We start from the raw sequence: 15267 nt of genomic DNA on the forward strand, positions 1-15267 counted from the left end.
AGCGGGAGCAAGCTCCCTCGCCACAAAAGGCGCCCTTGCTGCTAGGAGAGCGCGCCAGGCTTACGCGCAATAATCACCTGACTCTTGGCCACCACCGCGTCCAGCGCCTGCTTGATCTGCACCCCACGCGGCGAATTCAGTATGGCTTGCCAAGTGTCGGCCCAATGATTGAGCAACGGGTGGTCGGGGTTGCTGAAATCAACCTTGGCCTCCCAGAACAACAGCATCCACATCGACCAATAGAATCCGTATTGGCTGTGGCTCAACACTTCCAAGCCGGCCTCGCTGACCATCGCCTTGAACTGCTCTTCGCTGATGATGCGAATGTGGTTGGGCTTGCGGAAGTACTCCGGCGCGGCGATGTCCTTCTGCAGGTCTTCGGAACTGGGGTGCGGCACGCTCAGCAGGTACAGCGCACCGGGCTGGCCGACCCGCACCAGCTCGGCGAGGAATTGCGCCGGGTCGTCGACGTGCTCGATAACTTCGGTGGACACCACCCGGGTGGCCGTGGCGTCGGCAATCGGCAGCGGGTTGCAGTCGGTCACGTGGCACTCGACTTCGCGCGCGGGGGTGTCGCTCAAGCGCTGGCGAGTGGCTTCGACCTTGGCCGCGTCGATGTCGGCGATGATGATCCTCGCCCCGCGCATTCCACAAAAATGCACGTTGCCGCCGTCGCCGCAGCCCACGTCCAGCAGCGTGTCTTCAGGCGTCACCGGGAAACCCGTGAACAGTTCGCCGGTTTGCTGGTTGAACCAGCCGCTGAGCATCGCATCGTGCAGCCCGAGCATATACGGGTCGACTTTCTCGGCGGCCGGCTCGGCGGGCGCGGGCAGGCCCGTGGTGAGTTTCTTCAAAAGGCTCAGCATGTCGGGGCTCCAGGAAGAGGAAGGACGGTTCGGGCGGCGGACAGGCGTTCAACCAGCCGGGCACCACGGTTGCGCATGGGCATTTCGACCCAGCGGTAATTGAGTTCGCTCAACAGCCCGATCAATAACAACGCACACGCCAGGGCCGGCCAGGGATGGCTTGCCGGGTCCGGCGAGCCCAAGGGGGCGAAACGAAACCACAATTCGCGCAGCAGGAAAAACACCGGGATGTGGATCAGGTAGATCCCATAGGAACGACTGCCCACCCAAGTCAGCGCCGTTTTCAGTCGACCGCGGGGCAACAGATAATCCCGATCATACGAGGCCACCCAGACCAGCACGGCGCTGAGCACGGCAATGACCCCGAGACGGTAGAACGACAAATTGAAGTGCTCGGTGGCGATCCAGGCCATCACGCTGCCAAGGCCCAGCACCAGCAGCAGGCCCAAGGGGGGGCGGCGCAACCACGTGGGCTCGAAGCGCCAGTAGCTGGGCCGCAAGCTCCAGATCGACAACAACACACCCAGCGCCAAGGCATCGGTACGAATCACCGACAACCACAGCGCCCGCCAAGTGAAGAATTGCACCAGCACCACCGCCAGCAACACCCACACCAGATAGCGACGCGAGACGAACACCAGCAACGGCAGGATCAGATAGAACTGCTCTTCCAACGACAGCGTCCAGTACACGAAGCTTGCGCCGTATTCGTACTGCATGAACGCATCGGCAAAACGCAGGTTGGCGAATTGCAGGAAACCGGCCAGCGTCGCCTGCAGGTTGGCCTGCACGCTGCCAAACGCGCCGGAGCGGTTCAGGAAGAACACCGCGAACAGCACCAGTAGCAGCCAGAGCCAGGCCGACGGCAACAGGCGAAACGCCCGGCGAATCCAGAAGTCCCGGGTGATGGCCCAGAATTGCCGGGGATTGTCGCAGCGCCGCAACTGCGGGATCAGGCTGCGTCCGATGACAAACCCGGAAATCGCGAAGAACAGGTCCACGCCCCACCACAGCTGGAAACTGTCGGCCAGGGCCGCCAGGCGCGGCCATCCGCCAGGAAATGGCATGCCTTGCAGGTGATGGAACAACACGCCGATCACCGCAACAGCGCGCAACAACTCGATGTCCATGATCCGCTTGCTGCTCATGAAGGACTCCCGGAAGAACGATCGGGTTTACGCGCGATGATGACCTGGCTCTTGGGCATGAACCGGTCCAGCCCCTGCTTGATCGCCAAGCCGTCGGGCTGCGCCAGCAGGTCCTGCCAGAGGCTCGCCCAGCGCTCCATCAACGGTGGGTACGGCGCCTGGATACGGTCGCGCACGGCCCCCTCGAGGTCCCGGCCCGCCGCCCGTTCGCTGGCCCAGAAGAAAATCATGCCCATGACCCAGAAAAATCCGCTGGCCTGACGATGCTCGATCACCAGCCCGGCGTCTTCCACCAGCGCGGCGAATCGTTCGGCAGTGAAAATCTGTACATGGTTGGGCGCTTGAAAGTAGCCCGGCGGCGCGATGCCTTGCTGCAAATGCTCGCCCACCGAAGCCGGCACGCTGAGCAGGTACTGCGCCCCGGGCCGGCCCATGCGCACCAGTTCGGCCATGAACGGCGCTGGATCATGGATATGCTCGAGCACTTCCATGCAGACGATCTTGTTCGCACAGCCATCGGCCAGGGGCAGCGGCAGGCTGTTGCTGACCAAACCCAGGAACGGCGCGGCGGCCTGGGCTTCGACCTGGCGGGCCAGGTCGCGCACCTTGTCCTGTTCGCTGTCGGTGAAGATCACGGACGCGCCCTGGCGCATTGCAAACAGGGTCGCCACGCCTTCGCCGCAGCCGACATCCAGCAAAGTATCTTCGGCCGTGATGGCAAAGCCCTTGAGCAACTCACCGGTTTCACTGCAAAACCAACCGTCGAGCATCGCGTCGTAGAGGCCGGCATCCCGGGGCGAAACGGCCGCCGTCGGCGGTGGCGAGGGTTCGACCGGAGGCCTGAGCCCGGCCAGCCATCGGCGGATCATGGTTGCTGCGCGTTCCGACGCCGCTCGGGTATGGCTTCGAAAAACGCCTGCAAACGCTGCTCGGCATTGGCCTGGCTGCAGAATTTTTCCAGGCTGCGCACGGCGTGGGCCGACATCCGGCGATAACGCTCGGGGTCGTTCTTGGCCACGTCATAACTGGCGCGATAGGCCAAACACAGCGAGTCCCAATCAGTGACATACCGCAGGGTGCGGTACGCGGCACGCGGGTCGTGGGGCCAGGCGGTCAATTCCTCGGTCGACTCCACTATGAAGGCGTTGTCAGGGTCGATGTAGTCGGCCATCGCCGTGTTCAGCGGCGCAATCGCCGGACGGCCACACGACATGAACTCCATCAACGGCAGGCACTGCCCTTCGCCGTAGGAACTGTTGACCACGTACCGTGTGGCTTCCACCAGCCGTTCGTAGTCCGCGTCCGCCAGGTAACCGTGTATCAGCACGATGCGACAGCGGTACGACTGGTTCTTGTAGACATGGTGGAGCATGTCGGTCAGCGCGGCGCTGACGTCGTGATGAGTCAGCTTGAGCACCAAGGTTGCGTCGGCAACGTCGCGAAACGTCGTGCAAAACGCGCTGATCATGTCCTTCCAGTTCTTGCGACCGTCGTAAGGATTGAACACGGAGGTGTAGATCACACCGTCCAGCAGTAACTCGCAATCCTCGGCCGGGCCGTCCAGCACCAGCGGCATACCGGCCTGATGCGCCGGTGGGCCATACGGCCGCAGGTCGGTGGTGCGGCTGTCGATCAACAGGCCGTGCAATTGCAGGCGCATGTGATCCACTGTCGGCCGCTGGGCCAGCGCCGCCCCACGGGCGGCAAAGCGGTCCCATACCGGCGCGGCGACGGCGGCGATGGGGAAGTCCGCCCCCATCACCTCGCGAACGGTTTTGACCGTGAAGCTGGAATGGGTGATCGCCATGCCGGTTGCGCCCAGGACCACCCGCCAATCGTGCCGGGGCTCGCCCTGCCAGTTTTCGGTGGGGATGGTGCTGAACTCCCAGGCAAACACCGGGATCGTCGGACAGGCGTAGTGGGCGGCGGTGCGGTGCGGCGGTGAAAACGACAGGAATACGCAATCCTCGCCGCGCCCCAGGCAATCGGCATAAAGCGGGTCGACCTCTTCGTCAGGTCGAGTCACTTCGACGACCTGCCCCAACCGCTCCAGCACCGGGCGGAACTCCTTGAGCACGAAGTAATAGCTGTACTCGGGCTTGCCGAGGTTTTCCAGGATGTTGCTCTGGTTGGTTTCCGAATAAATGATGATCAACATGAGGCGGTACCTGCCTGGGCCACCCGCGACAGCCCTTCATCACAGCCTGGCGCCGCCAGGAAATCCGCCAGGCGCTGCTGCACCGGGGCGAACCCGCAATAGCGGCGCATCCGCTCGCTCGCGGCAACGGCCATGGCCTGGTAGGCCTGCGGCTGGTGCTTGGCCATGGCGTAGCTCTGTTCATAGGCGAGTTTCAATGAACCCCAGTCGGGCCGATGGCGCAGGGTGCGATACAAGATGCGCGAGTCTTCCGGCCAGATCGTGGGTTCGCGGCTGGACTTGACGATGAAGGCTACTTCGGTATCGATGTAGTCGCGCATCGCCGTGTGGTCCGGCGCGATGGCCGGGCGGGCGCAGGACATGAATTCCATCAGCGGCAGGCACAGGCCTTCGCAACGGGACGCGTTGACGTAGAAACTCGCCGCGCCATACAGCCGGGCGAACTGTTCGTCCCCCAGGTAACCGTGCATCACCACCACCCGGCAACTGAATGGCGACAGCTGGGACAGCAGCGTCAGCAGCTCGACGTAGTAGGTCGACAGATCGTTCTGGGTCATCTTCAGCACCAGCGTGGCGTCTTCGACGTCGCGTAGCGCCCAACAGAAGGCGGTGATCAACTGATGCCAGTTCTTGCGACCGTCATCGGGGTTGAACACGCTGACGTACACGACCCCGCTGACTTGGGTCTCGACCACTTGGCGGGTGTCCGGCAGGACGGCCTGGGGATGTTCCGAGGGTACTGCCTCGACAGTCAGCGACGGCCCCCGCAGGATCCTGCTGACCGCAACGCGAACCGGCACCGGAATCAGGTCGCGGACCGCCTCGCGGTACCAGCTCAACAGGTTGTGCTTGAACAGCCACACAGGGCCCTGCTCGGCCTCGCCGGTGAAGACGCGGATGGCTTCGCGCAGGTAATGACGGGAAATGGATGCGCGCCGCCGCCAAGTCAAGGGCTGCGGCTTTGAGGCCAGGGCCGGCGACTCTCCAAGGATAGGCGCGATCAAGCCATCCGCCGACAACCCGAGGGGCCGACTGTCGATGATGCAACCCTTGATCTGCAAGGTCGTTCCCGGGTTGACCGGCCGGCTTGGGTGTTGCTCACGAACCGCCGCGAAACGCTCCCACAGTGGCGTGGGCAACACCAACACTGGGAAATCCTCGCCCAACGTCCGACGGATCGCCTCGGCCGTGTGGCTGGACAGGGTAATCACCCGGCCATGACGGGCCAGCGTGCGGCTCCAGTCATGCCGCGGGTCGTCATCCCAGTGCTCGGCCGGGATCGAATCGAACTCCCAGGCCACTACGCAGACCATCGGGCACAGCAAGTCGAGCGGGGTCTTGTGCGGGGGGGAAAACGAAAGGAACAAGCAGTCCTGTCCGGCCTGCCGCAACGTCTGATAAAGCGGATCGACCTCGTCGACCGACGACACCACATGCACCGGCCCCAGGCTTTCCAGTACGGGACGATAGGCCTTGAGCACGAAGTAATAGCTGTACTCAGGGCGGCCGAGGCTCTGGCTGATGGAGTGATCGTTTACGTCCGAGTAAAGAATGAAATTCATGGCATCCCATCATGGCGCCGCCATCCCGGCAGCCCCAACTTCATGACGGTCGAGTCACGCATCGAGCCGGCCCGGGAGCCGCCACGCGTCGTTCATCTTGCTACCCGTCTCGTTCTTGTTTTTTTAATGGTCCCGTCCCTTGCGGTTTGATCCGAAGATCGGAACCAGGGGCAAGTGTGACGAGGGGCATTCTAAACACATCCGCCAAGGGTTCGTGAACCGCTCGATGTGAATAAACCCGCTATAAATATGAGAACTGGTCAGTCACGGTTTGCGCTGTTGAAATTGCTGCGAAATTGGCACAGATTGGCAACCAAACAACTACAACAAATGCTTCGCTAAGCTGATCGTTGAGTGACTTTTCCCCGATCTTACGGAAATTTCCTACTCCATTCGCGATAGACGAAGTCACCGTAAAGAGGGCTGGTGCTTGAAAAAACGTCTGTTCGTTACGGGCCTCAGCGGTTTCGTTGGACGTCACCTCAAATCTCGACTGAACGGTCATGATTCGGCCTGGCAGGTGATGCCTGTCGCCGCGCGCTACGACCTGACGGATGCCAAGACCCTGGAGGGCCTCTGGCCCGAGGTTCCCGACGCCGTGATCCACCTGGCGGGCCAGACCTTTGTCCCTGAAGCCTTCCGCGACCCGGCACGCACCCTGAACATCAACCTGTTGGGCACCTTGAACCTGCTCCAGGCCCTCAAGGCCCGGGGGTTCACCGGCACGTTCCTGTATGTCAGCTCCGGTGACGTCTATGGTCAGGTCAGCGAAGACCGGCTGCCGATTACCGAACTGCAAGCACCCGCCCCACGCAACCCGTACGCCGTGAGCAAGCTGTCGGCCGAACTGCTGAGCCTGCAATGGGGCATGAGCGAAGGCTGGCCGGTGCTGGTGGCTCGCCCGTTCAATCACATCGGCCCCGGCCAGAAGGACAGCTTCGTCATTGCCAGCGCCGCCCGGCAAATCAGCCTGATCAAGCTGGGCCTGCAACCGGCCCGGTTGCAGGTGGGCGATATCGACGTGACCCGCGACTTCCTCGATGTCGGCGATGTGATTTCGGCCTACCTGAGCCTGCTGGAAAAAGGCGCCCCGGGGCAGGTCTACAACATCTGTTCGGGTCGCGAGCAGAGCATTCGCAGCCTGATCGAACAACTGGGCGATATCGCCCAGGTCGATGTGCAACTGATCCAGGACCCTGCGCGTCTTCGCCGCGCAGAACAGCGTCGCGTCTGTGGTAGCCCTGCCAAGCTACGACAGGCCACCGGATGGACGCCCGAAACAACAACACAACAATCCTTGCGGGCGATCCTGTCCGACTGGGAGATACGGGTACAACAAGAATGAAAAGTGCATTGATCACAGGGATCACCGGCCAGGACGGCGCGTATCTGGCCAAGTTGCTGCTCGACAAGGGTTACAAGGTCCACGGTCTGGTGGCGCGACGCAGCAGCGACTCGCGCTGGCGGCTGCGAGAGATGGGCATCGAACAAGACATCGTTTATTTGGACGGTGACATGGCCGACGCCTGCTCGGTGCAGCGGGCGGTGATCAAGTCGGCGCCGGACGAGGTGTATAACCTGGCCGCGCAAAGTTTCGTCGCGGCCTCCTGGGACCAGCCGGTGACCACCGGCATCGTCGACGGGCTGGGGGTCACCCATCTGCTCGAAGCCATTCGCCAGTTCAGTACGCAGACCCGTTTCTACCAGGCCTCCACCAGCGAAATGTTCGGCCTGATCCAGGCCGAGCAGCAGGACGAGCACACCCCGTTTTACCCACGCAGTCCCTATGGCGTCGCGAAACTGTACGGCCACTGGATCACCGTCAATTACCGGGAAAGCTTCGGCCTGCATGCCAGCAGCGGCATCCTGTTCAACCACGAATCACCGCTGCGCGGCATCGAGTTCGTGACCCGCAAGGTCACCGACGCCGCCGCGCGCATCAAGCAGGGCAAGCAGCAGGAGTTGCGCCTGGGCAATATCGACGCCAAGCGCGACTGGGGCTTTGCCGGCGATTACGTCGAGGCCATGTGGCTGATGTTGCAACAGGACACCCCCGACGATTACGTAGTGGCCACTGGCGTCACCACCACCGTGCGCGAGATGTGCAGGATCGCCTTCGAACATGTGGGGCTGGACTACCGCGACTTCGTCAAGATCGACCCGGCGTTTTTCCGCCCGGCCGAAGTCGAGGTGTTGCTCGGCAACCCAGCCAAGGCCCAACGCGTCCTGGGCTGGAAACCCCGGACTGACCTCGACACCTTGATCCGCATGATGATGGATGCGGACATGAAACGCGTCGCCAAGGAGTAGGCCATGCTCATTCCCGTGATTCTCTCCGGCGGAGCCGGGACGAGGTTGTGGCCGGTGTCCCGCGAGGGTCATCCCAAGCCTTTCATGCGCTTGCCCGACGGCCAATCGTTGCTGGGCAAAACCTACCGGCGTGCCGCGGGGTTGTTCGATGGCCGGGGCGATATCGTCACGGTCACCAATCGCGAATACTATTTCCAGAGCCGCGATCACTATCAAAGTGCTCACCTGGAGCGTCACCGTGGTCACTTCGTCCTCGAACCCACGGGCCGCAACACCGCGCCGGCCATTGCCACGGCCACCCTCGCCATTCAGGCCTTGCATGGCGACGAGGCGATCCTGGTGGTCATGCCGGCCGATCACCTGATCCAGGACGAGGCGGCCTTCCAGGCATCGGTGGCGCATGCCGTGGAACTGGCGAAGAGCGGTCACCTGGTGACCTTCGGCGTGCTGCCCTCGGCGCCGGAAACCGGATTCGGCTATATCGAACGGGGCCAGCCGCTGGACACCAAGGGCGCGGCCAAGGTCGTTCGCTTCGTCGAAAAGCCCGACTTGCCGACCGCCACGCAGTATCTGGAAAGCGGCCGTTTCTTGTGGAACTCAGGAATGTTCTGCTTCTCGGTCAAGACCCTCTTGGCGGAGTTGCAAGCCCACGCCCCCGAGCTGCTGGAACAGGCGCGCGCCTGTGTCACGGCCAGCACGGCGGTGGAAACCTCAGGGTGCTTGCAGCAGGAGTTGTCCGCGGCGCATTTCGCCGACATGCCAGACATCTCCATCGACTATGCCCTGATGGAGCGCTCCGCCAATGTCGTGGTGATCCCGGCCACATTCGATTGGAGCGATATCGGCTCCTGGAGCGCCGTCGCCGGCCTGGTGCCCGCCGACGCGCAGAACAACCGCGCCACCGGCGAGGCCCTGTTCATCGACAGCCAGCACAACTTCGTCCAGAGCGAAGGCCGTCTGGTGGCGGCCCTGGGCGTGGAAAACCTGATCATCATCGACACCGCCGACGCCGTGCTGGTGGCCCATGCCGACCGCGCCCAGGATGTGCGCCGCGTCGCCCGGCAACTCAAGGACAAGGCGCACGAAGCCTATCGCCTGCATCGCACGGTCAGCCGCCCATGGGGCAGTTATACCGTGCTCGAAGAAGGGCCACGCTTCAAGATCAAGCGCATCGTGGTCAAGCCTGGCGCGTCGCTGTCGCTGCAAATGCACCACCATCGCAACGAACACTGGGTGGTGGTCGAAGGCATGGCCAAGGTCACCAACAATGGCTCGGGTTCGCACTTGGTCGCCAAGAATGAATCGACCTTCATCCCGGCCGGACACAAGCATCGCCTGGAGAATCCCGGCGTGATCGATCTGGTGATCATCGAAGTGCAAAGTGGCGAATATCTGGGGGAAGACGACATCGTTCGCTTCGAAGACCACTACGGCAGGGTCGACGCATGTTGCTGAGCTTGCCCCACTCCCTGTGGAATTACCGCGGCTTCGTCCTGGGCAGCGTCAAGCGCGAGTTCCAGGCGCGGTATCGCAACTCGTTGTTCGGCGCGTTGTGGACGGTGCTCAACCCGTTGTCGATGATCCTCGTCTACACGGTGATTTTTTCCCACATCATGCGTGCCCGCCTGCCCGGGGTCGAAGATGGCATGGCCTATAGCGTCTACCTCTGCGCCGGGCTGCTGACCTGGGGCTTGTTCGCGGAAATCACCACCCGCAGCCAGGGCATGTTCCTGGAAAACGCCAACCTGCTGAAAAAGATCAGCTTCCCCCGGATCTGCCTGCCGGTGATCGTGCTCTTCAACGCGGGCATCAACTTCGCGATCATCCTTGGGCTGTTTCTCGGTTTCCTGTTGATCACCGGACGCTGGCCAGGCATGACCTTGCTGGCCCTGGTGCCGCTGCTGGCCCTGCAAGTGATGTTCGCCGCCGGGCTGGGCATGCTGCTGGGGATCCTCAATGTGTTTTTCCGCGATGTCGGGCAGCTGTTCGGCATTTGCCTGCAATTCTGGTTCTGGCTCACGCCGATCGTCTACCCGATGACGATCCTGCCGCCGTCGATCCAGCAACTGCTCGCTTTCAACCCCATGACCGCCCTGATGCAGAGTTACCAGAACCTGTTCCTCTATAACCAGTGGCCGGTCTGGAGTTCGCTGGTGCCGCTGCTGGCGCTCGCCCTGCTGTTGTGCGCCCTGGGCTTGCGCATGTTTCGCCGGCGCGGCGGTGAAATGGTGGATGAACTCTGATGGGACATTTGCGTGTCACCGGCCTGGGCAAGGCCTACAAGCAGTATCCGAACCTCTGGAGCCGGCTGTTGGAGTGGTTGATTCCCTTTTCCCGCCAGCGTCACCACCTGCACTGGATCCTCCAGGGCGTGGATTTCGAGATACAGCCCGGGGAAGCCGTTGGCATCGTCGGGGTCAACGGCGCCGGCAAAAGTACGTTGCTCAAGATGATCACCGGCACCACCCAACCCACCTGCGGCCACATCCAGCTACAAGGCCGCGTTGCCGCGTTGCTGGAACTGGGCATGGGCTTTCATCCGGACTTCACCGGTCGCCAGAACGCGTTCATGGCCGGTCAGTTGCTGGGCATGCAGGTGGAGGAAATCGAAGCCCTGATGCCCGAGATCGAGGGCTTCGCCGAAATCGGCGAGGCCATCGACCAACCGGTACGCACCTATTCCAGCGGCATGCAGATGCGCTTGGCGTTCAGTGTCGCCACCGCCCGGCGCCCGGACATCCTGATCGTCGACGAAGCGCTGTCGGTGGGCGATGCCTACTTCCAGCACAAGAGCTTCGAGCGCATCCGCAGCTTCCGCAAGGCCGGCACCACGCTGCTGATCGTGTCCCATGATCGCTCGGCGATCCAGTCGATCTGCGACACCGCCATCCTGCTCGAACACGGGCGCATGGCCATGCGCGGCAAGCCGGAAGAGGTGATGGATTACTACAACGCGATGCTGGCCCAGCGCGAAGGCCAAGTGGTCCGCCAGGAAATGCTCGCCAACGGTCAGGTGCGGACCATTTCCGGCACCGGCGAGGCCGGCATCGTCGATGTGCAGTTGCTCAACAACCAGGGGCAGTCGGTGGAAGTGGCCGAGATCGGCCAGCCAATGGTGTTGCAAGTGCGGGTTGAAATCCGCCAGGACATCGAACGGCTGGTACTGGGCTTTCTGATCAAGGACCGCCTGGGCCAGCCCATGTACGGCATCAACACCCATCGCCAGGACAAGGCCGTGACCGACCTCAAGGCCGGCGAACAGATCACCTTCCGTTTCAGTTTCGACATGCGCCTGGGCAAGGGCAATTACTCCGTCGCGCTCAGCCTGTCGCGGCTGGACTCGCACCTGGACCGTAATTTCGAATGGCGCGACTACGGATTGGTGTTCCACGTGATCAATAATCGCCAGGAGGATTTCGTCGGCTGTTCCTGGCTCCAGGCCCGGACCAGTATCCAGCGTTCGAGCCAGACGGCCGTCGAGGCGGTGCCGCAAAAGGAGTTGCCATGAGCCGTCTGTTGGTGGATTGCACCTATGTATACGATCACCCGAATGACAACTCCGGCATCCAGCGAGTAGTGCGCAACGTCATTCGCGAACTGCCGGCCAGGGACCACGAACGCGAATGCATTCCCGTGGTGATGCTGCAGGGCAAGCTGTACGAAGTGAAAAGCCTGGCCCCCCTGCCATCGAATGGGCTGGATCTGGCTGACCTGCGGGCACGGTTGGTGCAGTTCGCCAACCTGTTCTGGCTCCGGCAGCGGACCCTCGAACGGTGGCGCCCCTTCAACCAGTCGATCTGGGCTCGCCGCTTCTTGTACATTGCCTGCCGGCTGTTCGCCCTGGCATGCCTCAACCTCCCCATTCGAATCCTTGATCGCCTACTAAGACGCGAACCGCCCCCCTCACGCAGCGTACCGCTGAAGCATCGGGCCGGTGATCAACTGGTGTTGCTGGATTCTTCCTGGCACTCGGGCTTTTTCCCCCTGGCCGAACAGCTCAAGCGTGATGGCGTCGGGATCATCTCGGTGATCTATGACCTGATTCCCCTGACCCATCCGCAATTCTGCGATGCCGGACTGGTCAAGGTGTTCAACCATTGGTTCGACTGGATCGCTCGCACCGCCGACGGCTACATCGCCATTTCCACCACCATCCGCGACCAGCTTCGCCAGGAATTGGTCCGGCGCATTGGCGAGCAAGAGGTGCGCAAGCGCTGGTTCGACTATTTCCACCTGGGCAGCGAACTGGACCTGGTTGACGCCACCCAACCCGTCGACCCGCACTTGCTGCGACTGTTCGAACAACCCGAACCGGTATTCCTGATGGTCAGCACCATCGAGCCGCGCAAGAACCACGCTTACCTGCTCGATGCCTTCGAACGGGCCTGGGCCGCCGGTTCACAAGCGCGGCTCTGCATCGTCGGCAAGATCGGCTGGAAATGCGAAGCCCTGATCGAGCGCATTCAACGCCATCCGCAGCTCGACAGCCGCCTGTTCATGTTCAACAACCTGGCGGACCAAAGCCTGGAACACGCCTACCGACACGCCACGGCGCTGGTGTTCCCGTCCTATGTGGAGGGCTTCGGCCTGCCGTTGGTAGAAGCCATGCAACGCGGCTTGCCGGCGATGGGCAGCGACATTGAAGTGTTTCGGGAAATCGGCGGAGAGTTCATGGCCTATTTCGATCTCGACGATCCCCAAAGCCTGGCGAACCTGGTCATCGACATGGAGCGCACCGGGGTATTCCCGGCCAAGCGCAACCTGGATCAATGGCAATGGCTGAGCTGGCGCCAGGCCAGTGCGCAATTGGTGGAGCGAATCGAGGGCCACATTATTGGTGCAGCGATCGTCGACAGGGAAACAACATGCGGATAGCCCTCAACGCACGCATTCTCCAGGCGCCCCGCACCGGCATCGGCCACTACGTAGCGGAACTGGCGACTGCCTTGGCGCGGGAACCGGATGTCCAGCTGTCGCTGTTCCACGGCTGGGGCTGGAGCCCGCTATTACCGCCAACAGCCAAGCCAGGCTATTCCAAGCTGAGCCCGTTGCTGCGACGGGTTCCGGGCGCCTACCAAGCGCGGCGCTGGCTGGAGCAGAAACGCTTCGATCAAGGCCGTTCGAAGGCTATCGACCTGTATCACGAACCCAGCCTGTGGCCGTTGGCTTTCGAAGGGCCGACGGTGATCACCCTCCATGACCTCACGCACCTGCGCTACCCCGAGACGCAGCCACCGGCACGCCTGAAGGAAATCGAGCGACGGCTCAGCCGCGCAGTGGAACAGGCCCAATTGATTCTGACCGACTCGCAATTCATCGCCGATGAAGCCCAGCAATATTTCGGCATTCCCGCCGAGCGCCTGAGGGTCGCGCCGCTGGGGGTGGCGACACGTTTCCACCCGCGCGAACCGGAAGCGATCGACAGCGTGCTCAAGGCCCATGGGCTGGAGCACGGCCGATATTTTCTCTGTGTCGGCACCCTGGAGCCACGCAAGAACCTGTCATTGGCCTTGCGCGCCCATGCCGGGCTTCCTGAGTCCATACGTCAGGCTTTTCCTTTGTTCATTGTAGGAATGAGCGGATGGCAACAGGCACAGCTCAATGATGAGTTGAAACGCGCCCTGGCTGATGGTCATGTCTGTCTGGCGGGTTACCTGCCTGACGAACAGGTCGCCCAGTTGTTGGCGGGGGCACGGGCATTGGTTTTCCCGTCGTTCTACGAAGGCTTTGGCCTACCGGTGCTTGAAGCCATGGCCAGCGGCACGCCGGTAATGACCACCCGCTGCTCGGCGATGCCGGAAGTGGCCGGGGCGGCTGGCATTTATTGCGAGCCCGACGATCCACAAGGCATGCGCGACGCCATGCAGCGGTTGATTGAGGATCGCCCGCACTGGCAGGCGTGTCGGGAAGCAGGCTTACAACAGGCAGCGCTGTTTTCCTGGGAGCGCTGTGCAAAGGTCACTGCCCACGCGTATCGCCAGGTCTTGGGAGGTTGAATGCGAGTCCTGCACTTTTACAAAAGTTATTTGACTGACTCCATGGGCGGTATCGCACAGGTCATTTTCCAGCTGTGCGACAGCAGTGACCAACTGGGTATCGATAACACCGTGCTCACGTTGAGCGAACATCCCGCACCGGGTCCGATCCAGCTTCGACAGCATGTCGTCCATCAAGCCCGAATGGACTTCCAACTGGCGTCCACGGGTTTCTCCTACAGCGTTTTCAAGAAATTCCGTGAGCTGGCCGCCGAAGCGGACATCATTAATTTCCACTTTCCTTGGCCATTCATGGACCTGGTGCACTTTTGCAGTGCCGTGAAAAAACCCTACGTCGTAACCTACCATTCGGACATCGTTCGCCAGCGGCAGCTGCTCAAGCTTTATCGGCCGCTGATGAAACGTTTCCTGGACGGCGCCGATCGCATCGTCGCGGCCTCGCCTAACTATGTGCATACCAGCGATGTGCTCAAGGAATACAGCGCCAAGACCCGGATCATCACCTACGGCCTGAACAAGACGAGTTATCCACAGCCTGATGCCGAGCGCATGGCGGGATGGAAGGCAAAACTGGGTGAGCGGTTCTTTTTGTTCGTGGGGGTGATGCGTTATTACAAAGGCCTGCACATTCTGCTCGACGCCCTCAAAGGCGTGGATTACCCCGTGGTCATCGTGGGTGCCGGGCCTCTGGAAAAACAACTGCATGCCCAAGCCGCGGCACTGGGCTTGCGCAACTTGCATTTCCTCGGCCGCCTCGGGGACGAAGACAAGGTTGCATTGCTGGAACTGAGTTATGCCATCGTATTCCCTTCACATTTGCGCTCTGAAGCCTTTGGCATTTCACTGCTTGAAGGCGCGATGTTCGGCAAGCCTATGATCTGCAGCGAAATCGGCACCGGCACCAGCTACATCAACATCCACGACGAAACCGGCCTGGTAGTGCCACCAAGCAGCCCAGAGGCCTTCCGCGAGGCGATGCGTACCCTGTGGGAAAACCCGGCACAGGCCCAGATAATGGGTGCCAGGGCCGAAGCTCGTTACCGCCAATTGTTCACGTCCGAAGAGATGGGCCGCAAGTGGGTGCAGTTGTATGAGGAATTGCTGGAGGAAAAGGCGCTTTCCTACGCATGAATCGCTGCGGTGAGGGGCCTATCTATCCTGTGGGAGCATAGCTTGCTCGCGAAACAGGCACCTGGATCTCTAAAAGACCGCAGTGCTCCCATCGCG

Annotated in this window: 13 protein-coding genes; 8 read left to right on the forward strand and 5 right to left on the reverse strand. The window is 61.8% G+C overall.

What is annotated here, in order from left to right:
* Positions 1-41: 41 nt before the first annotated feature.
* The 5 genes from HU767_RS02540 to HU767_RS02560 are packed head-to-tail and all read right to left on the reverse strand — an operon-like array spanning position 42 to position 5734.
* Positions 42-866, reverse strand: coding sequence for a class I SAM-dependent methyltransferase (locus HU767_RS02540; protein WP_186728420.1), 825 nt, complete (start codon positions 864-866; stop codon positions 42-44).
* Entirely contained in the window at positions 860-2014 is a 1155-nt protein-coding gene (locus tag HU767_RS02545) for an acyltransferase (protein WP_186706490.1), read from the reverse strand. The genes HU767_RS02540 and HU767_RS02545 overlap by 7 nt, the downstream gene beginning before the upstream one ends.
* On the reverse strand, positions 2011-2883 hold the full coding sequence (locus HU767_RS02550) for a class I SAM-dependent methyltransferase (protein ID WP_238349404.1): 873 nt from the start codon (positions 2881-2883) through the stop codon (positions 2011-2013). Before HU767_RS02550 ends, HU767_RS02545 begins: the two co-directional genes overlap by 4 nt.
* Positions 2880-4172 (reverse strand): glycosyltransferase, encoded by a 1293-nt coding sequence (locus HU767_RS02555; protein WP_186728421.1) that lies wholly within the window; start codon positions 4170-4172, stop codon positions 2880-2882. Before HU767_RS02555 ends, HU767_RS02550 begins: the two co-directional genes overlap by 4 nt.
* A complete protein-coding gene (locus HU767_RS02560; protein ID WP_186728422.1) occupies positions 4166-5734 on the reverse strand; it encodes a glycosyltransferase in 1569 nt (522 codons plus the stop codon). The genes HU767_RS02555 and HU767_RS02560 overlap by 7 nt, the downstream gene beginning before the upstream one ends.
* A 430-nt stretch (positions 5735-6164) precedes the next feature.
* On the opposite strand from HU767_RS02560, the gene HU767_RS02565 reads away from it, so the two are divergent.
* The 8 genes from HU767_RS02565 to HU767_RS02600 are packed head-to-tail and all read left to right on the forward strand — an operon-like array spanning position 6165 to position 15171.
* Positions 6165-7079 carry a GDP-mannose 4,6-dehydratase gene (locus tag HU767_RS02565; RefSeq protein WP_186728423.1) on the forward strand — a complete coding sequence of 305 codons (915 nt, stop codon included), beginning with the start codon at positions 6165-6167 and terminating at the stop codon, positions 7077-7079.
* On the forward strand, positions 7076-8044 hold the full coding sequence (gene gmd / locus HU767_RS02570) for a GDP-mannose 4,6-dehydratase (RefSeq protein ID WP_186706486.1): 969 nt from the start codon (positions 7076-7078) through the stop codon (positions 8042-8044). The genes HU767_RS02565 and gmd overlap by 4 nt, the downstream gene beginning before the upstream one ends.
* A 3-nt stretch (positions 8045-8047) precedes the next feature.
* Positions 8048-9499, forward strand: a complete 1452-nt coding sequence (locus tag HU767_RS02575) for a mannose-1-phosphate guanylyltransferase/mannose-6-phosphate isomerase (protein ID WP_186706485.1) — start codon at positions 8048-8050, stop codon at positions 9497-9499.
* Positions 9490-10287 carry an ABC transporter permease gene (locus HU767_RS02580; RefSeq protein ID WP_186728424.1) on the forward strand — a complete coding sequence of 266 codons (798 nt, stop codon included), beginning with the start codon at positions 9490-9492 and terminating at the stop codon, positions 10285-10287. Before HU767_RS02575 ends, HU767_RS02580 begins: the two co-directional genes overlap by 10 nt.
* The gene (locus HU767_RS02585) at positions 10287-11552 is read left to right on the forward strand and encodes an ABC transporter ATP-binding protein (RefSeq protein WP_186728425.1); all 1266 of its coding nucleotides are present in this window, start codon (positions 10287-10289) and stop codon (positions 11550-11552) included. Before HU767_RS02580 ends, HU767_RS02585 begins: the two co-directional genes overlap by 1 nt.
* On the forward strand, positions 11549-12919 hold the full coding sequence (locus tag HU767_RS02590; RefSeq protein ID WP_186728426.1) for a glycosyltransferase family 1 protein: 1371 nt from the start codon (positions 11549-11551) through the stop codon (positions 12917-12919). Before HU767_RS02585 ends, HU767_RS02590 begins: the two co-directional genes overlap by 4 nt.
* The gene (locus HU767_RS02595) at positions 12910-14040 is read left to right on the forward strand and encodes a glycosyltransferase family 1 protein (RefSeq protein WP_186728427.1); all 1131 of its coding nucleotides are present in this window, start codon (positions 12910-12912) and stop codon (positions 14038-14040) included. Before HU767_RS02590 ends, HU767_RS02595 begins: the two co-directional genes overlap by 10 nt.
* Positions 14041-15171, forward strand: coding sequence for a glycosyltransferase family 4 protein (locus HU767_RS02600; protein ID WP_186728428.1), 1131 nt, complete (start codon positions 14041-14043; stop codon positions 15169-15171).
* Positions 15172-15267: the final 96 nt, after the last annotated feature.

The organism is Pseudomonas sp. SWRI179, from assembly GCF_014268705.1.
GTDB lineage: Bacteria > Pseudomonadota > Gammaproteobacteria > Pseudomonadales > Pseudomonadaceae > Aquipseudomonas > Aquipseudomonas zanjanensis.

Coding starts and splice junctions, on each gene's coding strand:
- HU767_RS02555 (WP_186728421.1), bottom strand. CDS start 4,172: ATGTTGATCATCATTTATTCGGAAACCAACCAGAGCAACATCCTGGAA.
- HU767_RS02590 (WP_186728426.1), top strand. CDS start 11,549: ATGAGCCGTCTGTTGGTGGATTGCACCTATGTATACGATCACCCGAAT.
- HU767_RS02540 (WP_186728420.1), bottom strand. CDS start 866: ATGCTGAGCCTTTTGAAGAAACTCACCACGGGCCTGCCCGCGCCCGCC.
- HU767_RS02560 (WP_186728422.1), bottom strand. CDS start 5,734: ATGAATTTCATTCTTTACTCGGACGTAAACGATCACTCCATCAGCCAG.
- HU767_RS02600 (WP_186728428.1), top strand. CDS start 14,041: ATGCGAGTCCTGCACTTTTACAAAAGTTATTTGACTGACTCCATGGGC.
- gmd (WP_186706486.1), top strand. CDS start 7,076: ATGAAAAGTGCATTGATCACAGGGATCACCGGCCAGGACGGCGCGTAT.
- HU767_RS02595 (WP_186728427.1), top strand. CDS start 12,910: ATGCGGATAGCCCTCAACGCACGCATTCTCCAGGCGCCCCGCACCGGC.
- HU767_RS02545 (WP_186706490.1), bottom strand. CDS start 2,014: ATGAGCAGCAAGCGGATCATGGACATCGAGTTGTTGCGCGCTGTTGCG.
- HU767_RS02575 (WP_186706485.1), top strand. CDS start 8,048: ATGCTCATTCCCGTGATTCTCTCCGGCGGAGCCGGGACGAGGTTGTGG.
- HU767_RS02550 (WP_238349404.1), bottom strand. CDS start 2,883: ATGATCCGCCGATGGCTGGCCGGGCTCAGGCCTCCGGTCGAACCCTCG.
- HU767_RS02580 (WP_186728424.1), top strand. CDS start 9,490: ATGTTGCTGAGCTTGCCCCACTCCCTGTGGAATTACCGCGGCTTCGTC.
- HU767_RS02585 (WP_186728425.1), top strand. CDS start 10,287: ATGGGACATTTGCGTGTCACCGGCCTGGGCAAGGCCTACAAGCAGTAT.